Origin of the sequence: Brasilonema sennae CENA114 (assembly GCF_006968745.1) — a bacterium.
Taxonomy (GTDB): domain Bacteria; phylum Cyanobacteriota; class Cyanobacteriia; order Cyanobacteriales; family Nostocaceae; genus Brasilonema; species Brasilonema sennae.
Genome location: NZ_CP030118.1, coordinates 7,094,253 through 7,118,739 on the forward strand (window position 1 = coordinate 7,094,253; position 24,487 = coordinate 7,118,739).

Annotated in this window: 18 protein-coding genes; 6 read left to right on the forward strand and 12 right to left on the reverse strand. The window is 43.1% G+C overall.

Translation table 11 applies throughout. The annotated features are described in order from the left end of the window. Window positions 1–31 precede the first annotated feature (31 nt). The gene (locus DP114_RS29525) at window positions 32–706 is read right to left on the reverse strand and encodes a transposase (RefSeq protein WP_256379389.1); all 675 of its coding nucleotides are present in this window, start codon (window positions 704–706) and stop codon (window positions 32–34) included. Between the two features lie 31 nt (window positions 707–737). Beyond that, a complete protein-coding gene (locus DP114_RS29530) occupies window positions 738–1,235 on the reverse strand; it encodes a helix-turn-helix domain-containing protein (RefSeq protein ID WP_169263472.1) in 498 nt (165 codons plus the stop codon). Between the two features lie 67 nt (window positions 1,236–1,302). Here DP114_RS29530 and DP114_RS29535 point away from each other — a divergent pair, with 67 nt between their 5' ends. Then, window positions 1,303–2,367 carry an RNA-guided endonuclease InsQ/TnpB family protein gene (locus tag DP114_RS29535; protein ID WP_370460806.1) on the forward strand — a complete coding sequence of 355 codons (1,065 nt, stop codon included), beginning with the start codon at window positions 1,303–1,305 and terminating at the stop codon, window positions 2,365–2,367. Between the two features lie 11 nt (window positions 2,368–2,378). On the opposite strand, the gene DP114_RS29540 is transcribed toward DP114_RS29535, so the two are convergent. From DP114_RS29540 to DP114_RS29585, 10 genes are all read right to left on the reverse strand, one after another. Next, complete coding sequence (locus tag DP114_RS29540; RefSeq protein WP_211178563.1) at window positions 2,379–3,632, reverse strand: efflux RND transporter periplasmic adaptor subunit; 1,254 nt, start codon at window positions 3,630–3,632, stop codon at window positions 2,379–2,381. Between the two features lie 384 nt (window positions 3,633–4,016). Further along, the gene (locus tag DP114_RS29545; RefSeq protein ID WP_171977810.1) at window positions 4,017–5,249 is read right to left on the reverse strand and encodes a hypothetical protein; all 1,233 of its coding nucleotides are present in this window, start codon (window positions 5,247–5,249) and stop codon (window positions 4,017–4,019) included. After that, complete coding sequence (locus tag DP114_RS29550; RefSeq protein WP_171977811.1) at window positions 5,246–6,451, reverse strand: glycosyltransferase family 2 protein; 1,206 nt, start codon at window positions 6,449–6,451, stop codon at window positions 5,246–5,248. The genes DP114_RS29545 and DP114_RS29550 overlap by 4 nt, the downstream gene beginning before the upstream one ends. Window positions 6,452–6,463: 12 nt before the next feature. After that, window positions 6,464–7,651 carry a glycosyltransferase family 1 protein gene (locus DP114_RS29555; protein WP_171977812.1) on the reverse strand — a complete coding sequence of 396 codons (1,188 nt, stop codon included), beginning with the start codon at window positions 7,649–7,651 and terminating at the stop codon, window positions 6,464–6,466. A 198-nt stretch (window positions 7,652–7,849) separates the two neighbouring features. Beyond that, window positions 7,850–8,623 (reverse strand): polysaccharide deacetylase family protein, encoded by a 774-nt coding sequence (locus DP114_RS29560; RefSeq protein WP_171977813.1) that lies wholly within the window; start codon window positions 8,621–8,623, stop codon window positions 7,850–7,852. Between the two features lie 137 nt (window positions 8,624–8,760). Continuing rightward, a complete protein-coding gene (locus DP114_RS29565; RefSeq protein WP_171977814.1) occupies window positions 8,761–9,894 on the reverse strand; it encodes a glycosyltransferase in 1,134 nt (377 codons plus the stop codon). Then, window positions 9,891–11,708: an ABC transporter ATP-binding protein gene (locus DP114_RS29570; protein WP_171977815.1), complete on the reverse strand. Its 1,818-nt coding sequence runs from the start codon at window positions 11,706–11,708 to the stop codon at window positions 9,891–9,893. Before DP114_RS29570 ends, DP114_RS29565 begins: the two co-directional genes overlap by 4 nt. After that, window positions 11,705–12,289, reverse strand: a complete 585-nt coding sequence (locus tag DP114_RS29575; RefSeq protein ID WP_171977816.1) for a hypothetical protein — start codon at window positions 12,287–12,289, stop codon at window positions 11,705–11,707. Before DP114_RS29575 ends, DP114_RS29570 begins: the two co-directional genes overlap by 4 nt. A 54-nt stretch (window positions 12,290–12,343) precedes the next feature. Further along, on the reverse strand, window positions 12,344–14,554 hold the full coding sequence (locus DP114_RS29580; RefSeq protein WP_246162879.1) for a glycosyltransferase: 2,211 nt from the start codon (window positions 14,552–14,554) through the stop codon (window positions 12,344–12,346). 146 nt (window positions 14,555–14,700) lie between these two features. Further along, window positions 14,701–17,076 (reverse strand): NACHT domain-containing protein, encoded by a 2,376-nt coding sequence (locus DP114_RS29585; RefSeq protein WP_171977817.1) that lies wholly within the window; start codon window positions 17,074–17,076, stop codon window positions 14,701–14,703. Between the two features lie 1,364 nt (window positions 17,077–18,440). On the opposite strand from DP114_RS29585, the gene DP114_RS29590 reads away from it, so the two are divergent. From DP114_RS29590 to DP114_RS29610, 5 genes are all read left to right on the forward strand, one after another. Then, a complete protein-coding gene (locus DP114_RS29590) occupies window positions 18,441–19,721 on the forward strand; it encodes a class I SAM-dependent methyltransferase (protein WP_169266529.1) in 1,281 nt (426 codons plus the stop codon). 60 nt (window positions 19,722–19,781) lie between these two features. Next, window positions 19,782–20,636: a glucose-1-phosphate cytidylyltransferase gene (locus DP114_RS29595; protein WP_171977818.1), complete on the forward strand. Its 855-nt coding sequence runs from the start codon at window positions 19,782–19,784 to the stop codon at window positions 20,634–20,636. Window positions 20,637–20,748: 112 nt separating this feature from the next. Continuing rightward, a complete protein-coding gene (locus DP114_RS29600) occupies window positions 20,749–21,402 on the forward strand; it encodes a PIG-L deacetylase family protein (RefSeq protein WP_171977819.1) in 654 nt (217 codons plus the stop codon). A 259-nt stretch (window positions 21,403–21,661) separates the two neighbouring features. After that, the gene (locus tag DP114_RS29605; RefSeq protein ID WP_171977820.1) at window positions 21,662–22,978 is read left to right on the forward strand and encodes a DUF4910 domain-containing protein; all 1,317 of its coding nucleotides are present in this window, start codon (window positions 21,662–21,664) and stop codon (window positions 22,976–22,978) included. Between the two features lie 285 nt (window positions 22,979–23,263). Then, window positions 23,264–24,442, forward strand: coding sequence for a 5-(carboxyamino)imidazole ribonucleotide synthase (locus tag DP114_RS29610; protein WP_171978339.1), 1,179 nt, complete (start codon window positions 23,264–23,266; stop codon window positions 24,440–24,442). Window positions 24,443–24,487 lie beyond the last annotated feature (45 nt).

The following is a 24,487-nucleotide window of genomic DNA, read 5'->3' on the forward strand; positions in this document are numbered from 1 at the left end:
CTAGTACAGCACGGCGTAAATAAACCAAGTATTAGACAGCTAACACTTTACCCTTATATGTCCACTGAAAAGGTTTAGCCATTGTTTTATTAAAGTAGTCGATAAATTCAAGAATTCGGGTTTTTAGGTCATCCTGACTCTTGAAGCTAGCACGCTGAAGTAACTTACGAACCAAAATACTGAACCAAATTTCAATCTGGTTGAGCCAAGAAGAGTGTTTAGGGGTGTAATGGAAAACAATTCGATGTGTTTTGTCACTTAAAAAAGCAGCACGGGATTTCATGGATTTGAGTATTCCCCTTTTTCCTTTAATACCCAGATCGATATTCAAACCTTCTTTTTCTGCAACCAAACGAACCAGCGATTCAGACTGATGCGTATTCAGACAATCCATGATTAGATGCCATTTTTTAGCATTGGGTTCACTTTCAATGATTCGACGAATATTGAGAACAAAATCAACTTCTGTTCGAGAATCTCCACAAGTAGGCTCGATAATCTTACCAGTAGCGACATCAAAATTAGCAATTAAACTCTGTGTACCGTGACGAATATACTCAAACTCCCTTCTTTCAACTTTACCAGGTCGCATCGGTAAATCTTTTTCTAGACGCTCTGTAGCTTGAATACCCGTCATTTCATCAATTGATATTGTACGCTCTGCGTTTTGATAACGTTCAATCGCACTTATGTATAAACCAGTAATATCTTCAACTTTTACGTCAAATTCTTCGTCCTTAGGGGGGGGTTAACCAGTAACTACTCTGGTGGGGTTTAAGTTCTGCCTCTTCTAGTAATCTTCCAACATGGCGGACAGATATGCTTTCAATAATCCCTTGCTTTATAATTTCGTCTGCTAGTTCTCTTGGTGTCCAATGACTTATTGGTCGTCCGTAGTCTTCGGGTTTTGAACATGCAAGGGCAAACAGTTTGATTACTTGCTCCATACTAAATTTTACTGGTGCCCCAATACGCTCCGAATCTCGTAGTCTCTCAAAAGTAGGCAACTTTTTATCGCTAGTTTTAAACCATCGGTTTCGCCATAAACGAGCCATATCCAGACTTATATTTAATGTTCGAGCAATTTCGCCATTATTTTTCCCCTCTGACGCTAGAAGAATTATTTTTGCACGTAGTACTATTTGTTGCCCTGTATTGTGTCGGTTTACCAACTCTTGCAGTTCTGAGCGATCGCCATCGCTTAAGTTTAATTGTTTTGGAGCTAATCCTGCCACATCCTAATTCTCCGCTTCTCAGCAAAAACTACTTTTAATCTAATTACTCATTCTCCCACAGTAATACCTGGTTAACTTACGCCGTGCTGTACTAGGCAATCGCCCAAGATTCAAGTCAATCAGGCACTATTCGGCTTGGACTTACCCAGACGGTGCAGGATTCAAAGTTGAGTCCAATGGTGAAGACGGGTATTTGAATCTGTCAAAAATCGGTCGGGTTCAGATGCGCGGCAAAGCCAAGTACTGGGGCAAGCCGACAACTTGCACGATTGTTTACCGCAATCGTAAGTGGTACGCATCTATCACTGTTGATGTTCCAGATCAAGCGTTAAAGCTTGAGGCCTTGCCATCTGGTGCAGTTGGTATTGACTTGGGTTGTAAATCAGCACTGTCAATCACTGACGGAGAAAACCATCAACAAATTGACGCTCCAAAGTTCTTGAGGAACGCGGAACGTCAGATCAAGAAAGCATCTATTGAGAAAAGACGGAAACGAGCACCAAATAGAAAGAAAAAAATCAAAGCTTCTAGAAGATGGAAGAAAGCCCAATCAAAAGTCAGCAAACTTACTCGAAAAGTTGGCTTACAGCGTCAAAATTGGGTTCATCAAGTTGCAGCAGAAATAGTAAGCAGTAATAGCTTCGTTGCAACCGAAAAACTAGAAGTCAAAAATATGACTAGTAAAGCAAAAAAGGCTAAACGTAGGAAGCAAAAAGCTGGGTTAAACAAATCCATTCTTGATGTAGGGTTTGGAATGCTTCGTAGTACTATAAAGTACAAAGTAGAACAAGTCGGTGGCGTGTTCATCGAAGTCCCCACCAAGAAAGTAAAACCCAGCCAAACCTGTCCCAAATGTGGGCATCAACACAAGAAAACGCTCGATGTCAGAGTGCACGAGTGCAGATCTTGTGGATATGTGCAAGACAGGGATATAGCTGCAGCCGAGGTCATGCTTTACTGGGCAAGAGGAAATCTGACGGGGCTTGGAACGAACCTCGCAGACGCTGATGCGGCTAGCTCTACTTCACGCACCACCAAAAAGGCTGGAAGCATGAAGCAACTAGGGCAAACGAAACGTCAAAAATCTGGATCTACTGGTTTGGGTGCAGAAACCCAGACCTCAACGAAGTAGGTCTGGGTAGTTCATTCTTGAGTTCCCTCAGAAGGGGTAACTGGTGTTCCTGGCTTGAGTTGCGACTGGGCAGGCGGCACTATAATCTGTTCGCCAGCACGCAAACCAGAGGTCACTTCTACGGTTACTAACCCCTCCAATCCCAGGTTGATGGTTCGTTTCTGGGCTTTATTTTGACTATCCCGAACCCAGACAAAGGGCTGTGCTTCAGAGCGTTGAATCGCTTCTGTACTCAAAACGACTACGTTTTGTCGTTGTTCTAAAACAACCTCAACATTCACCCGGCTACCAGGGAGCAATTTGCTAGTAGGGGTATCAAGCAGCACCGTAGCAGGCACCACCGATTGAGTCGATTGGTTTTGGCTGCCGCCCTCCTGTTTCTGAGTTTCTTCAGGTGTGAGTGCTTGAGGATACAAACTTTGCACACGTCCGGTGAACTTCTGTGCTGATGGTCCGATCGCATTCACGCGGGCAACTTGGTTCACCCGGACTCGGGCTGCGTTGAGGGTGGAAAGCTGAAGCTTGACCAGTACTTCCTTAAGGTCGCCTAAAGTGAGCAAGTTAGTGCGGAACTGAACCCCATCACCATCCTTGACATAAACACCCAAAACTGCACTATCAAACGGCGCACTCACAATGGTATCTTTGAGTTGCTGCTGAATGCGTTGGCGCTCCAGTTCCAGACTCTCAAGCTTGAGAGCGCTGATACGTGCCTCTGCCTGAGCATCTCGCACTTTTGCCTGGTCTGCACGCACTGTGTCTTCCTGCTTTTGAACTTGTTGTTGAGCAACAGCTCCCACTTTGGCCAGAGATGAAAGTTTGCTGAGTTCCCGTTGTTCGGCTGTGAGTTGCTGCTGGGCTTCGACAATTTTCTCACGATTGCGTACCACGGTAAATTCCTGTTCCCGAATCTCCAATTCATGCTTGGCAATGGCAACTTTTCGCTCAGGATAACGCAACGTGAGTAGCACTTGACCAGACCTTACTTTCTGCCCTGGCTTTACCAATACCCGTTCCACTGCACCATCGGTTGGGGACTTGACTACCCTCTGTTCGCGTAGTTCAACAGTACCGCTCTCATTGATTGCGGTTTCAACATTGCCTCGCTCCACCGTGACCAAGCTTACTGCGACTGCTTCGGGAGGTCGATTCACAACTAGGAAGTAGGTTAAATAGCCGCCAGCGCTGAGCGCCGCTAGAACCCCTGACCACGCTAGCCATTGAATTCCAGTTTTAAATTTCTTTTTTTGGTAGTGCCCCATCATAAAAACCTCACAGGTGATGGCTATTGATTTGGGGAGATTCTTGACCAACAAAGAACTCAGGAGTCAGAACTCACAAGTCAGAATGTTAAACCCGTTTTCTCCTTGCTGAATTAAGAGTTCTGGTTCGGTGAGAACTGGTTCCAAGCCCCAGAATTGATTCGTGGAAAAAAAGAAAGTCTTCCGCGTTCAAATCCCCACGGATAAAATCCTGGGGATATTCTGTAACTATCGTTCTGTCTTCTGTGTTCTTCTTAAGCACCCGCAGCTTGAAGCCGTTTTTTTGGCAGTATAAGATTTTGTATGCTTTATGCCATCATATAGGATTCTTATTTGATTTTTAAACAGAACTCAGTACAGTTTTTATTAAGCCTTAAGAATTAAAAGTTAACTGCTCGGGTGGTTCCTGCTTTCTGCTGTAGAATTCATTATGCATTCAATCAGACGAGATAGAGTTTTACGGGCGTCAAAATACTCTTCGGCAATGGCTCGGGCGGCTTTGCAGTGGAACTCGTAGCGGCTGTTAATCTCTTCAATTGAGGCGATCGCCTCCTCCAAGTTACGAAATGCCATCACTCCTTCTCCTGTTGGTAGCCAATCGGAAAAGCCTGTCTCTTGAACCACCACAGGACGACCGCTGGCAAGATATGAAGCGCTGCGATCATAAAACAAACCACAGTTGCTAATCACAAAGGCGTGCTTAGCTACACTAAATTCTGCCTTGGATTGCTGAATGTATTGTTGATAAGTCCAAGGAGTCTGAGTTGGTGGTTCTCGTAACTCCCAGCCTTTGCTTGCAAGCAAGTTGCTGGGTGTCTTAGCTCCACTCACTGCTAACTCCAAAATAGATCCTACCCGCTCTGGTAAATTGATATAGGAAGCGAATGAGTCTGCCTTTAAGCCGTAGGAGATACCATTGTATTCTCGTGCTGGGTAACTTTCCCATTGCATAACCGTTGTAAATTTGCCTTGGGAATCAGACACAAAAGGTGTGACTGGCCAAGCATCTAGAACTATTGGTACACGCGTGGGTTGCCAGGGAAACCCATCGTCGGGAATAGAACATTGGGCAAGACCGATGTTTTCTGAACAAGAGAAGAAAGCTGTATGTTGACAAGCTTGCTTGCGGGCGACTGGATCGGTTATGTGCCGAATTTGAGTAAAAACCGAATCTCCCTCAATCAAAGCACGCTCAGGAATCTGTTCCCACCAAGAACGCACAGGATTAACTCCATTGATGTTCAACAGCAAATCGGCTGTTGCACAAATTTCCCCGATTCGGTCAGCACATGATCCTAGCCAGGAGTTTGTATGGGCGTCGTAATAAGCCCAGCGATCGCCCAGTCCGACTTGCTCAAAAATGCTGTTAGCAAACTGTAAGCCATAGGTAGGGTCAGTATCCGTAAGCCCCCGAACCGGGTCGTAGCAAGAGGGATAATCATCACTATCCTCAATAAAGTACACGTCATGACCCAGGCTAGCTAAACCCATAACGTATTGGAGAGGATGCCAAGCCATACCGCCTAAAGGTCCGCGCACAATATAGCCGAGGACGACGATCCGCAGACGGCTGACTGAATCGACGTTTTTTTGTAACAAGTGTGGTAATGTCTGTTTCATGACTGGAGGTCGAATACGACGAGACGGCTATTCTTAAACACACGAGGGTAGCGAGAGCGTAGGTGACGGTAGAATCCAGAGTAGTAATCAAACCACCAGAAGGATGGCCACCCAAAGACAATAAACTTCACTCCCTTTTGTTCCCACCGTTCAACTTCCTCGATAGCGGTTGTGTCATCTTCTGGTGGTCCCCAATACAGCCCATCTTTTTCTACAAAGGGAATAGCACGTCCACCAGCGATCGCCTCATATTGCCACTGACCATCATCAACCAGGATAAAGCTTTCATCAGGTGGTATCAGCTTCGCGACTTCCTGAGTTGCAAACTGCAATCGTTCTTCCCAGGTATGCTGCATATATGGCAAAGCCAAGTGTGCAAATTCGCTTTGTCGGGCGTTAAGGGCGAGGAGGCGTTCTGCTAACCATTTGCGATATTCTGGATCTGCGGCGCGATCGCTCTCCAACAGGTAACTCACAGCATCAATTATCTCAGCCATCACCCCAACCGGTCCATTGCGGTCATAGCGCCAGTCAGTTTCTGTAATCTGTCCTGGGTGCAGACGGACGTGGACAAGTTCCTTCCGCAAGAACAGGATATCGAAGTGCGCTGTCATGCGGTAAACCATCGTCAAGTCGAATGTATGCTTGGTGTGGGGGCTGTCGAACGATCCAACAACTGCCAGCGCTGACTTCCGTAGAAAAATACTTGAGGTATAAACAGGACAACCCTGCCAGGAGACAGTCTGTTCCAGAAAATCTAGACCGTTGATCACACCATCTGCTATCTTTTTTGTCTCTTGAAAGTGTAATAAATTACCATCAATATCAATGAACCGGACTAAGGCGAACGAGAACGCGACTTGCGCATGCTCATCCAACGCCTGGACAGATTCGCTAATCAATCCTGGGAGCATCAAATCATCATCGCTCAAAATTGTTAAGTAAGGGCTGGTGTTGAGTTCGATCGCGCGGTTCCAGTTACCCAGCACACCAATATTAGTCTGATTGCGGATGTAAGTGATTCGTTCATCCTGCTGGGCGAACGAGCGCACAACTGCTTCTGTGTCGTCATCCGAGGCATTGTCCAAGACTAAAACCTGAAAATCTGGATAATCCTGTGCCAAAACACTCTCAAGACTAAATTTGAGTAAGGAGGCTCGATTGTAAGTAGGAATTGCTACAGTTACTCTTGTTTCAGACATGACCTAAAATCCCTAATGATTTACTTTCTCTATAAAATTTCTCAGTACTTTTTCTGAATCGAAATATTCATACGCAATATCACGTGCTGTTTTTGCATGCAATGTATAGTTTGCTTCAACATTATGAATAGCAGCAACAGCTTCCTCCTGCGTTTTGAAGGTTAAAAGACCTTCTCCCACTGGAAAGACCTCCGTAAAGCCAGTATCCTGAACAACAACAGGACGAGCACCAGCCAAGTAGCAAGCGGAACGGCAACTAAACCAACCACTAGACATTGCGACGTAAACGTGCTTAGCAGACGAAAGCTCACCGCGTGAGTTGGCGATAAACTTCTGATAACTTTCCGGTGTTAAAGTGACGGTTGGTCCATCCACCACATTCCACCCTGCGTTTGCTAACCGCGCCAGTGGAGCATTCACACCACCTACTGCTACTTTGAGCGGTACACTCGTGTGTTGGGGCAATGAAAGCACTTTCTCAAACTCACTTCCTTTGCTCTTATACTCCACACCCTTGTAAACCAGCTTTCCCTTGAACGCGTTCCAAGTCATGACTGTTGTCCACGCTTCCATCTGAGGCGGTTCCACTCGTGCGACTTGCTCCCACAAATCCATGACAACTGGCATCCGCGTCGTCTTCCACTCAAAATCTACCTTTGGAATGATGCATTTTGTGCTGTAGATGTTTTCTGCGTAGGTGAAGTGTTGATCGTGGGCAGCCACCTGAGTACACCACCGCTCTACGTTCTCTGACCAGTCGAAGCGCTCGCTGAGCATAAGCTGGTTATAGCCTGGATCTGTGTCGAGGAAGATTTTTACACAGCGCGACGAGAGGTTATCAGGAATTATGCAGGCTCCACTGACATTTAAAAAGACATCAGCGGTTCGTGCAACTTCGTCGAATTCTGCCTGATTCATTCCAAAGCTGGTTGAGTGCAGGTGGAGGTAATGCCACCGTTCAAGCAGTTCTGGCGCGTAGTGGTTGAAAAAATCCCTAATGTACTGTGCTGAGTAGTTGCCTTCGGAGGTATAAGTTTTGTTGAGCGGATGGTATGGCCAGCTCCACGTGTCTTCGTGATAATAGACATCGTGTCCCAACTGTGCCAGACCGATGACGTACTGTAGATAATCCCAAGCTACTCCGCCGACTGGGTATAAGCCGACGAGTCCTGTGACGATGATCCGAAGTTTTGAAGACATTGGTGGCTGATTGGAAAATGGGAGTGATATTGTTTCTGGTTTATTCTGAAGAATTAAAAAACCGCAGAGGCGCAGAGGAGCCAGTGCGTTGGGCGGGTTTCCCGACTTGAAGCACCTGGCGTGACGCAGAGGAAGAGAGGGAGTGAGGGAGAAATATTTTTCTGCTCACAAGTGTATGTGGTTGGTGAGGGTTAGTACTTATGATTGGAAAACAACAGAGGGAACTGCTTCTGGGTTTAAGATTGCTTGCAAATCAGTATCTGGTCCCATGGCTAAGCGTGGTAAACGATATGGATTGGCGCTCGCCTCGGCTACAGAAACAGGATCACCGCCATAGAGGCAGGCTGCTTGATATCCAACTCGTTGCAGGACTTTTTTGATGGTTTGGGGGTCTTGTCCATCATCTCCATAGGGGTAACAAAAGATATCGACGGGCTTTTTCAGCCCAGCTTCTAGGGTAGCTTTGGAGCGGGACAGTTCTTCTTCTTGTTCGGCAAGGGATAGGTAGGAAAATGCCCGATGTGTGACTCCATGAGGTTGGACGGAAACGTTAGAACGTTCTAGTTGACGCAGTTCATCCCAAGTACAGATTGGTTCTTCGGGTTCACAGTCGGTATCGAAAGAGTTATGTTTTCCAATGAAGTCAGTTGGTACGAAGATGACGCTGGGATATGCAAATTTGAGCAACAAGGGAACTACAGTCGTTAGCATCGACTGATAGCCGTCATCAAAGGTTAGTAGCGCAGAGCGTTTGGGTAAGATTTCTGGTGTAGTCAGACCTTGCAGGAAGGTTGCTAGGTCGATAACTTGCCAGTTATTTTTCTGGAGGTAGGTTAAGTGGTCAACAAATGTTGTTTCTGGTATGTAGAACCATGACTCCCAACCATTGGGAGGCGGCTCACCAATCTTGTGAAAACTTAAAATTGCTATGGTGCGATCGCTTGTTTGGTTAGTGCTTGCGGAATATTCCACGGCTCACCTCATACTGTATAACTTTAGACTTAACTTTGTGAAAAAATACTTATAAATTGATAAAAAACCGCCAAGACGCCAAGAACGCCAAGAAAAAAAGAACAAACTTAAAATGCTTTTTATTACACATGAAATTTTTATAAAAATACCTTTTCCAGTAAATGTTTAGTCACTTTCTGGGCGTCAAAGTATTCTTCTGCGAGTGCACGAGCTAAATGGCATTGTTGTTCATAATCAGCGGCTATCTTTTCTAAGCAGCGGGTTGCTTGCTCCAAATTGTTGAAGCGAAAGAGTCCGGCGGAATCTGGAAGAAACTGGCTTGGACCTGTATTCTGAACGATGGCGGGCTTACCACTGGCTAGATAGCAGATGGTGCGATCGCTAATCCAAGCGTTTTGCAACCGAATACAGGATGGTTTGACACAGCTAAATTCGCCTCGGGAGTTCTGAATGTAATGCTGGTAGTCCTGGGGTGTGGATGAAATTTCTAGGGAGTGACGGATACGCCAACCTTTTTCCTGTAGCGTTATTACCTCGTTTTGTTCGTTATCTCCTAGGCAAAGCGCTAATTCTAGCGCCTGGTTTGTCTGTTGTGGTAAGTCAAAATATGGCAGGAAGCCAGTTCGTTTATCGTTGGTGTAAACCTCACCTTTGTCTTCCATCCATTCGTCACCACTCCAGTGTGAAACAGTGGTAAAGGGTGCATCTGCAGTTGTTGGGTGCGGTGTCCACCAATTTAGTGCCACGCATGGGGGCGTATAATGCCACTCCAGTCCTAAGTCTGGAATCTGAGTGCCTGGTTTACCAACCGTTTCGCCGATAGTGAAGTACATGTCATGGGGCGCGACTTCTAGAGTTCTGGCGCTGATCCAGGTTTGCAACAGACCAGGATCGATATCTAGTAAGACGGATCGTCGGAAGCGCTTGACGACATCGGAGGGCATACCGTATCTCATGTTCAGCAGTAAATCTGCCTCAGTTGCTGCTTCGAGATCTAAGCAATCACTTTGTACAGTTTCAGGTAACGGCTGATCATCAGCACAGCAAAGCGCTACCGATTCTGCTAAGCCGTATGGCTCTAAGTTATGTTTTAAAGCAGTTACCAACGCTTGCACCTCTGGTGCGCTTGTCCAAGGGAAAACTGCTTCCAGCCAAATCACTTGACAACCAAGGGCGCGTAGTCCTAAAGCCCAGTTGAGATAGACCCACAGGTGACCGCCACCTGTAGGATAGTAGAGGGTTTTGGCGTAGAGGCAGACTTTGACGCTCATATAAGCTCCTCTAAATCCTCGTTAATGTTAGTGTTGTGTTCACCAAGTGCAAGCCGATTTTTAATTGCGTTTGACACGTCTTTAGTCACACTAACGATTTGTCCATTCTCAAGTTCTAAGAGCATGTCGCAGTTTTCCAGTGTGGTTAAGCGGTGAGCAATCATAAAGGTGGTGCGCTTGTGCATAAGGCGTTCCATCGCTTCCATGATTGCGGCTTCGGTTTTTGTGTCCACTGAACTGGTGGGTTCATCAAGAATCAGGATGGGGGCATTCTTCAGGAAGGCGCGGGCTAGTGAGATGCGTTGACGTTCTCCACCTGAAAGGGACATACCCCTTTCTCCGACTTGAGTTTCGTAGCCTTGGGGTAGTTTTGAGATAAAATCATGGGCGTTAGCGGCTCTTGCTGCTGCTATAATTTCTTGATTGCTGGCTTCGGGGCGGGCATAGGCGATGTTCTCAATAATTGTGGTCGAGAAGAGTACAGGTTCTTGAAGGACGATCGCAAACTGGTTGCGTAAATCAGCTAGCTTGTAGTCACGCAAATCTACGCCATCAAGCAGAATCTCACCGCTGGTGGGGTCAAAGAAACGCATTAACAAGTTGACCAGAGTTGTCTTACCTGCGCCTGTTCTGCCAACAATGCCTAAGCGCGTTCCTGCTGGAATCTCAAGGGAGATGTTATCTAGAACTGGTTGGTTATTATTGAAACCAAAGCAGACGTTACGGTAGACCACAGTTCCCCGGGCGCGAGAAAGTTGTTTGGCATTGTTGCGTTCAAGGACATCTAGTGGTTCATCAAGTAGTGATAAAGCTCTTTCTGCACTAGCGAGTGAACGTTGCAGTCCTGTCACTTGATTGCCGAGAGCTTGTAGCGGTCCGTATAATTGTGCAATATAGGAATTTACTAACAATAATTGCCCTAAGGTCAAAATTCCTGTTTGAACATGTCGTACACCCATGAAAAGAACGACAGCTGTTCCTATAGCAATACTCAAGTTAACAACGGAGCTAACAAGATTCTGAATCAAGGTAACGCGGATAAGTGCCCAAACTGCTTTTTTGGAGTGGCGCAAGTAACGATCCCTTTCGTACTCCTCTCTGCCAAATGCTTTGACAACACGGAGCGTTCCCAGCACTTCCTGCATGACCGACATGGCTGTGCTTGCCATGTGTTCATGCTCTAGCCATTTGCTGCGCAGACGACCACTATAAGTTTTTGTGACAAAAAACAGAATAGGTGAAACAGCGAGTGCAATCACTGCTAGTTCCCAGTCAATCAGCACAGTCACATAGACCATGCCGATGAGGGTAAAACCCGTGATTAATAAGGGTATAATGCCCTCAACTGTGATCCATTCAATGGCAGGGGCATCGTATTGAATGCGGTATACAGAGTCGGAGGTTCCTCTGGTATCGTGGTAAGAAAGTGAGACGCCCTGAGCGTGATGAAACAGGCGAGAGCGAAAATCCAGAATCATTTTTTCGCCTGTGTACGCTCGCAGTAATGAACTGCCAATTCCCAAAAGCGGACGTACCAAGGCAATCAGTACCACGAGGCTGACAGCAAATACAAGCAAATTTGTCTTGGAACTTTTGATGACCTCTGGCAGCAACGCTTCAAAGAATTTAGGCAGCGGTTGGGAGCCAAGGACATTGTCAACAGCGATCTGCAACGGCAGAGGAGTCAGCAGGAACAGAGGAGTTGACACCAAATCAAGCAGGAAAGTACCTACAATTTGCGACCAGTACGGTTTTGCCTGGAGTAGCAACCGTCGATGGATATTCAAATCAATAGTGGACTTTGCGGTAGTCATTGTGGCTGTAGGGTTCGCACGACAGAGTGAGTGCTTTTTGCGTGTATTGGCTGGAGATGAAGTTTTTTGGCGACAATCTCTAGCACGTGGTAGAGAATACGCCCCAAACGGAAGTTCTGATATAAGATAATGGCGCTATTGAATACACCAAGTAAAAATATAACTAAACCTATTTCTGGCATTCCGAGAACGATTGCCACGATTGTGTAAAGAAAATATCCAATTATGGCCATGGTGGCAAATTGTGACATCCTTGGTGCACAACGCACCCTCAGCACTCTCTTGTTGCCGCCGTGGTTTTCAGTGCACACTTTAACTTGAATTTTTGACCAGATCCCCCGATAAATCTCCAAATCCCAGTTGCTCCAGCCTTGATCGACAGTAATGAAATACTTGTAGGAGAGCAGGAAATCCATGACCTCTTGAAGAAGGTTCTCCTTCTCCAATCCTTCGTCTGTCCAGTAGGACAACTCATAGGCACAAGCGCGCCAAGAAATATGTATTCTGTGCGTTGATTGAACAAATTTTACCAACTCCTTTTGAGTGAGCTTTTGAGTTTTTTGATTAGAAACTGCTTCCATATCCAACACCACTGCATTACCTGATGTATTAGATTCAAATCCAAATCGCTATATTTACGGTCTATCAAACTTTATCGGTTCCGCTTTGGTGAGTTGCTTAATACGCCAGCGGTAGCGCTCTACACTACGTACAAGAGGACCTAAGTAGATTAACAGAGCAACAAGTAGGCGTGCCCTAGCTCCGTGAAAACGCGAGTCAATCCGTGCCTGTAGGGCACCAGCTATACACCAGACACAGGAGATCAAGAACATTGCTGCACCTACCCAGGGGCGATCACCAGACAACAGTGCAGACACAAACACGATCAAAGCCACCACATTCCACTCCAGTGTCAGAGGGAGGTAAGAAATGAGGGACGAGGAAGGCTCATATAGTGTTTGAAACAAACCGCGACCAAAGACACCAGAGTAAATACTTGGTTGCCCAAAACGAAGAAATGCAGATAAATCTCCGTAGATTCTCCCTGCCCAGCTAGGCTGTCCAAAAAGGTTAAAGCGGTTGGGATGCTTAAAATAAACCAGCGCCTCTGCCTTACCATAGCCTCGCTGCTGCTTAAGATACGCATCTACCGTGTTACGGCGAAAGTGCCATACTATTGCAGCTGGGCTGAAGCCAATCGCGTAACCTTTGTCTTGCAGCCGCCAGCAAAGATCAACATCGTCACCTGCAGCACGAAACTGGGAGTCAAAGCCACAAATGTCCTGTAGCGCTTCTCGACGAAAAGCCATGTTGCAGCCAGCAATATGTTCGGCTATCTCATCGCTCAAAAGTACGTGGGTGGGTACACCCGGAGACACAGCAACGCAGGCTGGGACAAGAGAGTCCTCAGGGGGAGATAAGTTTGGACCACCAACTGCTGCCAAACCTGAGGAGAGAAACTTTGCCACCAGATAAGTGAGCCAATCTGGATCTGCCATACAGTCAGAATCGGTAAAGGCAATAATTTCGCCTGTTGCAGCGGCGATACCAACGTTGCGTGCGGCGCTTAGTCCCTTATTTTCCTGGCTAATCAGGCGGACGTAGTCGTAGCGCTGTGTAATCTCTAAGGTCTGATCAGTCGAGCCATCATTGACGACGATCACTTCATAATTAGGGTAGTTGAGTTCTTTGAGAGAAGCTAAACAACTGTCCATAGTGCGCTCAGCATTGTAAGCGCAGACGACCACTGAGACTTTGGGATACTCGGGTTGCACTGGTGGCAGAGCTGCTGTGTAATACTGCTGCACCGTATCGAACGCAGGCTTCTTGAGTCGTTCGGTGTCAACCAAACCAAAAGCCCAATCCTGAATTGCATATCCGCCAGTAAACCACTCATCAGTCCAAGAAAAGACTATCGTCCCTGCGGCTCCCATATAAAAACTTGATGACAACTTCTGGGAGAGAATCTCAGCTTGGGCTTGATTTCCCTCACGCATGGAGTCCACACCAAATTCACTTAGAACCAAAGGTTTATCCTCGGCTAAGTTATGGAGTCGGGAGAGATAACGACGAAAATCTTTTTCCTGATGTAGGTAGACATTGAAGCATACAAAGTCAGTGAAGTCAATATTTAAATACTCAGTGCAGGGATAATTTGCATAGCTAACCAGACCTTGTGAATGGTTGTCTTTCGCTACTGCCATTAACTCTTTGACAAAAGCACGAACCTGTTTTTGACCATGCCATCGCACAACATCTGGAGGAATTTCATTGCCCACCAAATAGGCAAAGGTAGCGGGATGATCGCGGCAGGCTTTAACTCCTTGAGCAATGCAGTTACGGATTTCTGCTTTGACAGCAGAGGAGTCAAGGAAGGCGACATGCTGAGTCCAGGGTATGCCGACGAGCAGTACTAGACCATGAGCAGCAGCGAGATCCAAAAGCCAATCAGGTGGAACAGTATAGACCCGTAGACAGTTAGCCCCTAGCTGTGCCATCATGGCAAAGTCTATCTCCACAACAGGTTTTTCTGGAAAGGGGTGACCATGGGTGCCGGTGGAGAACGGACCGTAGCTAACTCCTTTGATGAAAATCTTTTGATCTCCAAGAAAGAAAAACTTACCCTTGACTGTAATTGCCTTCCTATTTGCAACCAGTTCAGAACTGAAGCTAGAAGATGGCAAAGTTAAGTTTTGCAAACGACCTCCCAAGTTAGTCCAAATTTTGTAGCCTTCTTGCCCAAACGCCAGGTTAGTTTGCTCAACCAAAACCAGTTTTGTTTTGCCAGTTTTTCGAGTAGGACAGGCTGACGTGAGAAAACCCGCCAACTGCTCTTTGCGATGCACCCGCAGGGCACCCCTGTGTTGGTAACACTGTAGTTTGTTTGTATTTATTTACCAGAAAACAGTTTCCAGCTGTCTTGTTTGCGATCGCGTCCAAGAAAACGTTTGACTTAACGTATAACTTTGGTCTGTTTCTGTTTCGAGTTCGCTCAAGCACCGTACTGATAAACATCAGCACATTTATAATCTTCTAATACATAAGTGGATGTTCTGCTGACAGGTAACAACAAGGTTTCCAAAATTTCCTCTCGCACGAAGGTTGTGACTTCACAACTGCTCTTGAGGCAATCTACTAGTAATTGGTTGGCAGCATAATACTGCTTGAGCACTTTCTTCTGCTGCTCGCTGAACTGCCACTGGTGACCAATATTACAATTTCTCAGCATTACAAACCTCAATTTTTTCGCCCAAGTCTGACTACCATTAGCGTTCCACCATTCTTTTAACCTCTGCGTGCCTTTGTCTGGCATAGGTAATTCTTCTTTGAGTTGTTGCAGCGATCGCTGCAATTCAGGCTTACTGACAAGAGTTTGCTCATCTGGAAGAGCAAAGTTGAGGGCGAAAACTCTTTCCAGAGGCGAATTGCAAGGTAAAGTCTGGCTTAGGGATAGTGCACGGCTAAGAGCGAGATCTATGGCTAAATCCGGGGCAAGATGATTAGCAACGCTCGGATCGATGGCAAGGGAGAAAGCTAGATTATCGCTCAGTGTTAGATCTTCAACAAGGACTAGTGACAAGTAAAAGGCACGAATAGCTGCAGATTTGTAAGGAGCTTTAACTGAAAGGGACTTCTGGTTTAGCCAGATAAAAAATTCCTGCAATTGCTCATCAAAACCCACAAGTCCATCAGCGTGTTGCTTGATTAACTCAAGGAATTCCGTGGCATCTCTTAACATACCAGCCGTAAGTAAAAAGATTTTATGCCAACGGGGATCATGCAGATGGTTAAGCAGCCAGAGCAATTTCTGTTCTACTATCTCTGGTTCAGAATGAGTAACAATATTTCTCGCTACTAAATACTCTTGAAAAGTTAGATGCGAGAACGAGTAAACTCCCTGCGCCCGCTGTACTAGTAGTCCATGTGCCTCAAACGATTTCAGTACTGTTTGACTACTGAGTTGCAGTACTTCCGACTTCACTTCATCAGTGAGTAACTTACTGAGGTAATCCGCGATATATTGCCGGACATTGCTTTTTGTAAAAAAGTAACGTTCTTGCTTAAAGGTTATAGCAGCAATTTCACTCAGCAGTTTGACTTTATGAGGTAAAGACAAATGACGACGAATTTTATCGCGTTTAATGTTTCTGGCTTCATCCCACCGATTGAGTAAAATGTGAAATCCTTGTTTGTAAAGTTCGACTCGTCTTGCGGGAAAGTCTGAACGAGCTTGAAACACACAACAAGCCAGATTCAGCAAAAGCGGCGTCACGGCTAGTTCTCGAATTTGCTGATTTTCCGATAACTGCAACTTTTGCATGAACTGACGAGCCTTGGCTTGTCCTTTTTCCCTGTCATTCCTGCTGATGTTGACAAACCACTTTTGGACAAAGGCTTCGATTTGGGATAAATCAAAATCGGCAATCTCAACTTCGGTGAATCCTTCAAATCGGTACTGATGGGCAGCAATTCGACAGGTGATAATAAACTGATTTTTGTAATACTCCTCAGATAACTTGCGAATTTTTTTGATGATTTGGGCGCTATCATCTTCTGGAACTTCATCCAAGCCATCCAGTAGAATCAACAGTCTACCCTGAGCGAGTAATGTTTGGATTTGCTGGTCGCAAATGTCGAAGTAGGCAAGCTCTTGAATGATATAGTTCAATAAACTAAAGTCGCCTATTTCTGTTGCATCTTCGGCAAAGTTTTTCAGCCGGATAAAAATCGGAACTTTATCTGATAGAAACTTGCCTTGATTACATTGTTGGGCAATATATTGTAAAAAGGTAGTTTTCCCAGAACCTGGTTTACCTAGTATCATCAGTTTGGGATAGGTTGCAACTGAAAGCATCGCGCTAACACGTTCTTGACAGACTTCACCTAAACCAAAGTAGTCGAATTCTTGAACCAAGTCTTGCAATTCAAAGATATCTAACCATCTTTGACTTGTTATGCTATTGAGAATAGAAACATTGACATAAATGTCTTTTAGCTCAACTGGTTGGGCAATATCTAACAACCGCATAGTAGCGCATTGAGCTTGAATTTTCTCGCTCCGACGCGATCGCACGACTTGCACTAAGGTATTAATATCCCAGCAGTCGTTCAAGGTTTGTTTGTTTTCCGTTGGTAAATTTTGAGTTGGTAGTTCAGCAATCTCTTGCCAATCTAAACCAAGTTGAAAGCAAATTTCCATGAAGTTTTGACGCTCAATCGGCTTACCTGTAAAAAACTTCCAAATTGGCTGCCGAGTTTCTAGCCCAACTTCACTTGCTAAATATTCCTGCGTCCATTCCCTAACTTGAAATGCCTTTTTGGCTTTTTGAATCCCTAAGATAGATGCTTTTAGTGAACGCCTTGCCATAAACTAAAAGTTAAACCTCCACGTACCATTAATATCAACCACTCTTCACACTTTACATGTTGAAAAAAGTTTGATTATTAAAATTAAGTTTGATTGATTTGGAAAATCTGATAACTAATTTCTAAAGAAAACATCAATGCTTTGTCCTTTGGGAAGGCTGTGCCTGGGGTACCTCTGTACAAAAAACTATCAATACTGTTGAAGCATCTAGTTTTTTAAAGAAGTAGAATCACATCTTTAAAACGACTGTTCTGTGCAACATACAAAATATATCTAAGGATTTAAGATTGACTTTATAAATGAGGCATTTCATCGTTCGTCAGAACTCAAAGGGCAGAGGGGATTTATGTTTTATGATGTTTCTCAACAAAACTTTTGTTTTGCGTGCAAAAATAACGGACGCATTTTTTATGCTAAATGAAAAATTTTGTTTTGAGATGGACGAACACGTCTACCCTTGAGGTACACCCCCAGGACTTAGAAACAAAACACTTCCTGAAAAAACCCGATCTTTGTGGGTTTACCTTGCTTACCTACCAGAATACTTCTGGCTTTTGATCTGTTACTTATACATAGAATTGCCTCAATCAACTTACAAATTGTGGACATGAAAATCAAACAAACAGCAAATGCCTCTATAAAAGTAAATTTCCGTACAATCAACAATTTATATCAAATTTATGTCAAAAATCTTTGGAAAAGTTGAAGATATGTTAAATTCTTGAGCAAAAACCTAAAATTCAAATACTTTTAGATTTTCAACTAATCAAAAACTAAGAAAAGGGAGAAAAGCATAAATCTTGGAAATAAATTTATCAATATAATCAAAAATTAATTGCAAAAAGCACTTGCTTTTTTTTTAATTCTAAGGTCAAAAAGTAGCTTCAGTCAACATTCTTTTATTTTTTAATGCAAAAATAATATATTAATAAAAGTCAGTTACTTTGACCTCATTCAAAGGAAATATAAAAATTTTATTACCAAGTAAATACACACAACCTCGTTGGAGTCAAGAGATAAAAACAGTCAATAGTTATAATAAAACGGTTATAAAACTGATAATTGATGGCTAATAAACTGTTACTATTTAAATGACCTATAATTTTGAATACAGTATGCATTTAGTAAAGTTGCGTAAATACTGTGTAGTTTCTCGAACTCATACGTTAAGTCATACATTTTCTAGGACGCGATCGCAAACAGAGAAGGTCGACACTGTTATTACACAGACAATTGCCTTAGTACTACAGGGGATATTGCAAGCACCTCTTCGTGGAAGAGTGCCTCGTTACGAGGTAAAGTTTTGTAGTCAGTCAACAGAGGTAGTTTACATAACCTAGGTTTACCTATAAGATTTGAAATCAATGAGTAAAACAACTTTAAAGCCTTACGTACAGAAGAGTACAACCGTGAATCATTGCTACTGTCGAGCCTGTGGGTCAACATTAAAGCATACCTTTGTTGATTTGGGAATGTCACCGCTTTGTGAAAGCTATGTGACACCTGAACAGCTAAACCAAATGGAGCGTTTCTATCCGCTGCACGTGTATGTGTGCGATCGCTGTTTTTTGGTTCAACTTCAGGAATATGTCAGTCCGCAGGATATCTTCAGCGAGTATGCTTACTTTTCGTCTTACTCTGACTCCTGGCTAGAACACGCCAAGAATTATACTGAAAAAGTTATAGGTCGCTTTGGGTTGAATACTTCAAGTCAAGTGGTAGAAATAGCTAGTAACGATGGCTACTTATTGCAATACTTTGTATCAAGAGGAATACCTGTTCTAGGTATAGAACCAGCGGCTAATATTGCTCAGGTAGCTAAAACAAAAGGCATTTCCACAGTTGTAAAGTTTTTTGGAAAAAACACAGCAAGTGAATTGGCTGCTGTTGGTAAGCAAGCCGATTTATTAGCGGCTAACAATGTACTGGCTCACGTACCTGATATAAACGATTTTGTCGCAGGAGCTAAAATTTTACTCAAGCCGAAAGGTGTGATAACTATGGAGTTTCCTCACTTAATGCGACTGATTGAGGAAAACCAGTTTGACACCATCTATCACGAACACTTCTCTTACTTGTCGTTACTGACAGTTGAAAAGATTTTTGCAGAGCACGGTTTAGCTATCTTTGATGTGGAAGAACTGTCAACTCACGGTGGTTCTCTGAGAATTTATGCTTGTCATGCAGAAGATAATTCTAAATCAATTAGTCAGCAGGTGATAGAGCTAAGAGCTAGGGAAGAGACGGCTGGGTTTAACAACATAGAACACTATTTTTCATTCGCCAAGAAAGTTAAGGAAACCAAGTTCAAACTTTTGGAATTTTTAATTTCGGCAAAACGAAAAGGCAAATCAATTGCTGGTTATGGTGCTCCTGGTAAAGGTAACACCCTTTTGAACTATTGTGGAATCAGAGAAGATTTCATCGATTACACGGTAGATCGCAACCCATACAAACAAGGCAAATTCTTACCAGGAACTCATATACCCATCTTTCATCCAGACAAGATTCAAGAAACAAAGCCAGACTATCTGCTGATTCTACCTTGGAATCTGAAAAATGAGATCATGTCGCAGATGTCATTTGTACGTGATTGGGGTTGTCAATTTGTCGTGCCAATTCCGGAAGTCAATGTGTATCCTTGAGCCAGCTATCGATCAAGTTCAATTTCGTTAAAAAACAATAATAATAAAAAGGAATACATCATGAAAGTGGTTTTATTTTGTGGTGGTTTAGGAACAAGACTAAGAGAATATTCTACCAATATTCCTAAGCCTATGGTTCATATTGGCTACCGACCAATTTTGTGGCATGTTATGAAATACTATGCCCACTACGGACACAAAGATTTTATTTTGTGTCTAGGTTATAAGGCAGACGTGATCAAGAATTATTTCCTCAATTATGATGAGTGTGCTTCCAATGATTTTACTTTGCAGCAAGGAGGTAAAAAAATAAAACTTGTCAATAGTGATATTGAGGATTGGAATATTACTTTTGTCGATACAGGATTGAATTCAAATATTGGTCAAAGATTGCAAGCGATTGAAGAATATTTAGAAGGAGAAGAGGTCTTTTTAGCGAATTACAGTGACGGTTTAACAGATTTACATCTACCTGACATTATCGAAGACTTTTATAGGCATCAGAAAACAGCTAGTTTTATCTGTGTAAAACCATCTCAAAGTTTTCATTTGGTTTCAATGCAAGAAAATGGTTTGGTAACGGATATCCAAGATGTAAAACATGCTGGTATTCGGATCAATGGAGGCTTCTTTGTATTTAATAAAGATATTTTTAAATATATGGAGCCTGGAGAAGAATTGGTTCTAGAACCATTTCAAAGATTAATGAAGTTACAACAGCTAGTGGCTTATAAATACAACGGTTTTTGGGCTTGTATGGATACTTTCAAAGAGCAACAGCAGTTAGATGACATGTATTGTCAAAGCAAGGCTCCTTGGGCAGTTTGGAAGCATCTTGAAAGAAAGGGAAAATCTTTGGAATATAGCCCGATTCACCATATTGTAAATCATTCAATGCCAGTGAGTTTAGCTTAAGAGTAAATATTCATGTCATGACAGTAGATGTCCTCAATAGATGTCTACTGTCATTACTGTTTTTAGTAAGTATCTAACCCGAAGTACTTTCTAATATTAAAGAATTCGCAATATGCTGAAATTTGATTTTGAGAGAAGAAGTGATCTAAATTACAAAGTTTTGTGTTTAGGTGCGCATTGCGATGATATCGAAATTGGTTGTGGAGGCACAATATTAAGATTAATAGAAAAGTACCCAAATCTGATATTTTATTGGGTTGTTTTTAGTTCAAATGTACAAAGAGAAAAGGAAGCTTATAACAGTGCAAATAAATTCTTAGAAAAAGTACAAAATAAAAAAATATTGATACAAGAATTTCAAGATGGTTTTTTGCCGTTCTTGGGAAGTGAAGTCAAACAATTTTTCGAGCAATTAAAGCGAGATTATAACCCAGATATCATTTTTACTCATTACCGCCATGATTTGCATCAAGATCATCGCTTAATTTCTGATTTTACTTGGAACACATTTAGAAATCATCTCATTCTAGAATATGAAATACCCAAGTACGATGGTGATTTAGGAAATCCTAATTTCTTTGTTCATTTAAATCCAGAGAATTACCAAAACAAAGTGAAGCATATTCTGGAAAGCTTTCCATCACAAAATAGCAAAGAATGGTTTACAGAAGAAACATTTTTATCTCTTCTCAGACTGCGAGGAATGGAATCTAATGCACCTAGTAAGTATGCTGAAGGTTTTTATTGTCGTAAAGTCGTTTTTTAGCTCGCCTACTCTACTCTTACTGTTATCTTACTGAGAGCTTGCGCAACTCTCAACAAGAGGCTGAGCCTCTGTATTCTCGTTATCAGGCTCAGCCTGGTAACGAATGTTGGGAGGTTCTACCTCCCCAGTAGCAAAAGCTAAATAACAATAATGTTAAATGTTACATTAATTATCATTTTATGATGAGTAATTTTTCGCGTACCTGCAAGCAAGCTGAATGAAATTTAGCAACTAACAATTTTTATAAAAGGTGAAAAACATGAATATAACTGATCTTAAGCAGAAGGTTAACCCAAATGAAGTTAGCCACCAAATGTACCAGTTGATCTCGCAATTATATCCTATATGCCGTAGTATAACTGGCAATGGTTTTCGAGAAACGCTACATTGGATTTCAAAACATATTGAATTAACTAAGCATGAAGTTCCCACTGGTACTCAAGTCTTTGATTGGACAGTACCCAGAGAGTGGAATATTAAAGATGCCTATATTAAGAATTCAAAAGGAGAAAAAATTATAGACTTTAAGAAATCAAACTTGCATGTTGTTAACTACAGCGTGCCGATTCACCAAAAAATACTTTTAGATGAACTAAATAAACATCTATTTACCCTACCCGAACACCCTGATTGGATTCCTTATCGGACTTCTTATTATAAAGAAAGCTGGGGCTTTTGTCTAAGTCACAATCAACTCCTGGAACTAGAAGATGAAGAGTATGAGGTGTGCATTGATTCTTCCTTAGAGAATGGTTATCTGACATATGGCGAGTATTACCTCAAAGGAGACAAACCAGACGAAGTACTGATATCATGCCATGCTTGTCATCCATCACTTGGTAATGATAATCTGTCTGGGATTGCGCTCTCCACATTCTTGGCAAAATATCTCAGTCAAATAAACCTTTCATACTCTTATCGATTTCTCTTTATTCCAGGAACTATCGGTTCTATTACTTGGCTTTCTTTAAATGAAAGTCAGGTTCAGAATATTAAACACGGTTTAGTTTTAACTTGTGTAGGTGATTCCGGTAAGTCTACTTATAAAAAAAGTCGTAGAGGTGATGCTGAAATCGATAAAGCTGTAACTCATGTTTTAAAACATTCTCGTCAAGAACATGACATCATAGATTTCTTTCCTTATGGCTATGACGAACGACAGTTTTGTTCACCAGCATTTAACTTACCTGTTGGTTGTTTCATGAGAACACCTCATAGCTGTTATCCTGAATATCATACATCAGCAGACAATTTGGATTTTGTCAAACCCCAGTCCCTCGCTGATTCATTCTCCAAGTGCTTGTCAACTCTACATATTCTAGAAAACAACAAAAAATACTTAAACCAAAATCCAAAATGTGAACCGCAGTTGGGTAAAAGGGGTTTATATGGCGCAATTGGTGGACAGACGGATACAAAAATCACAGAACTAGCAATGTTGTGGGTTCTGAATTTGTCTGACGGCGATCATGGCTTACTGGATATTGCAGATAGAGCAGGTATGAGTTTTGACTTTATCAATAAAGCAGCAAACGCTCTGCTGAAACACGATTTATTAATAGAGAAACCCGAATAGTCTTTGAGTGCTACTACGACGCGGCAAAAATAAAGCTACCATGCCCTGTCAGAAGCATAACTCAGATCTTGCACTATTATTTTCGCCTGCCAAGAAATAAATTTCTTGGCTCAAAGTTCAAGTCCGTTAAAACGGACTTGAACTTTGAGCCTTGTAGACGCCGGAGGCGGTGGCTCGACTTTGCGGGAAACCCGCCCAGGCGAAAGCGGCTCCTTTTGACTTCCGCGCAGCGGTACTAGTGTTGCTAAACTAAACCGTGGAAGCTAGGAATTTTTTAGGATGTCGATGAAGCGTGTTGGTGTTATTGGTGGCGGACAATTAGCGTGGATGATGGCAGATGCTGCAAAGAAGTTAGGAGTTGAATTAGTTGTGCAAACTCCTAGCCCCAACGATCCAGCTGTATCCATATCAGCTAAGGATAACGTTTTCGCTGCAATTGATGACGCTAACGCCACGGCTGAATTAGCCAAAAAAAGCGATGTCATTACCTTTGAGAACGAATTTGTTGATATTGAAGCTTTATCAAAGTTAGCAGAACAAGGCGTTTGTTTTCGTCCTAGACTGGAGGCATTGGCTCCCCTGTTAGATAAATATCACCAACGCTGCTATTTACGGGACTTGGGTTTACCTGTTCCTCGGTTTGTCGCCATAGAACAAGATTGGAATACAACTGCAGAAGTTATCTTCGCCTCCGAAATTGGTTTTCCTACAGTTTTGAAAGCCCGCCGCCATGGTTATGATGGTCAAGGGACTTTTATCATTAAGGATATAGAAAGTTTAAAGCAAAAATTAGAAGTGTATAGCACAAAAGAGCTTGAAACTCAACCGAATAGTTTCTTATTAGAAGAATTTATTCCGTTTGAACGGGAATTAGCCGTGATTGCGGCGCGTTATGTGAGTGGTGAGGTTTGTACTTTCCCAGTCGTAGAGACTCAGCAGGAAGAACAAGTGTGTCGGCGAGCGATCGCACCCGCTTGTGTTTCATCACAGGTGGCTGTTGAAATAGACAAGATTGCCCGTACTTTACTCAATAGTCTAGATGCAGTGGGAGTTTTTGGTATAGAGTTCTTTCTGACGCCTGATGGCAAGGTGCTGGTTAATGAAGTCGCACCCCGCACCCACAATTCCGGACATTTCTCGATTGATGCTTGCGAAACTTCTCAATTTGAGCAGCATCTACGGGCAGTTTGTGGTATGCAGTTGGGTAACACAACCATGATTTGCCCTGGTGCTGTGATGGTTAACCTTTTGGGGTATGAAATTTCTGAAAGTGACTATATCACCAAGCGCCAGCAAATAGAGCAGATTCCCCAAGCGCATGTCCACTGGTACGGAAAAACCGAATCTCGTCCTGGGCGCAAACTGGGACACGTTACGGTTTTGCTAGATACTCAAAGTCGGGATCAAGCGATTGTCATCGCCCGAAGTATAGAATCTATCTGGTATCCTCATCAAGCCTGCTAGAAAATTTCAACGAAAAAAACACAAAATCTTTTTGAAAGCTATAAT